This window comes from Halomonas campaniensis, from assembly GCF_002211105.1.
GTDB classification, from domain to species: domain Bacteria; phylum Pseudomonadota; class Gammaproteobacteria; order Pseudomonadales; family Halomonadaceae; genus Vreelandella; species Vreelandella campaniensis_A.
The window spans coordinates 1-1102 of sequence record NZ_JPUA01000036.1 but is presented as its reverse complement, the minus strand read 5'-3'; the positions used below and the strand labels follow the sequence as shown (position 1 = coordinate 1102).

Genomic DNA, 1102 nt, shown 5'->3' with positions numbered 1-1102 from the left:
CCTGGATTCATAGAATAAGCGCAGCACTTTGGACTACAAGGTAGAGGCAGGTGGGCCAGCGCCGGTACCCTCTCTGCCTTACCTACCAAAGTGAAGCAGAGCATGGGATACCGACAACTGACCCAGATCCAACGATACCAAATTTTTGCCTATCTTGAGACCGGCATTAGCCAGCGAAAGATAGCTAAGGCCATTGGCGTCCACAGCAGTACCATTAGTCGCGAGATAAAGCGCAACGCTCTGACCAGTGGTTATGCGCCTGAACAGGCTCAATCGGCAAGTGATCAGCGCCGACGCACCGCCTGGAAAGTGACGAAACGGCTGCCCAGCCTGATTCGCTGGGTCACTGACCAATTGATGGACGAATGGAGCCCTCAGCAAATCAGTGGCTTTATGGCCAAGGCCAACGGGGTCTGCGTAAGCCATCAGTGGATCTATGCGTTAATCTGGGACGACAAGAAGCACGGGGGAATATTATGGAAACGGCTCCGACTGCCACGCCATCGGCGCTATCAGCGCCAATTGGCTAAGCGGGCGGGGTTAGGCAAAATCCCGCACCGAGTAGGCATTGAGCAGCGCCCTGCCAAGGTTGAAGAACGGCGCTATATCGGACATTGGGAAGGTGATACGGTGCTTAAGGGCCACAAAGAATCTGGACTGGTGACCCTGGTCGAAAGACGCAGTGGCTACCTCTTGGCAGCGCGGCTGCCAACAATCACCGCCACTAGAACGGCTCAGGCGATGACGCGGTTATTGGCACCACGCCGAGGGGCAGTGCACACCATCACTTTGGATAATGGGTCGGAATTCGCTGAGCACCGGAAAGTGGCCAAGGCCGTCTCGGCTAAGACCTATTTCTGCGACCCGTACCGCTCATGCCAGCGTGGTACTAATGAAAACACCAATGGTCTGATTAGGCAGTATTTTCCTAAAGGTACTGACTTCCGCAAAGTGACCAATGCCGAGCTACGAAGTGTCGTCAATAAGCTAAACGATAGACCAAGGAAGCGGCTGGGATACCGAACCCCAGCCCAGGTGTTCTTAGGTGAATACTCAAGAGCACTAGAAACCGCAGGTGCTGCACTTATTAGTTGAATTCAGG

1 protein-coding gene is annotated in these 1102 nt (G+C 54.2%); it reads left to right on the top strand.

What is annotated here, in order from left to right:
• Positions 1 to 102 precede the first annotated feature (102 nt).
• On the top strand, positions 103 to 1095 hold the full coding sequence (locus tag JI62_RS17290) for an IS30 family transposase (RefSeq protein WP_088701371.1): 993 nt from the start codon (positions 103 to 105) through the stop codon (positions 1093 to 1095).
• The last annotated feature ends 7 nt before the right edge of the window (positions 1096 to 1102 follow it).

Excerpts from the sequence above, each read along its gene's own strand:
- JI62_RS17290 (WP_088701371.1), top strand. The coding sequence starts at position 103 with ATGGGATACCGACAACTGACCCAGATCCAACGATACCAAATTTTTGCC.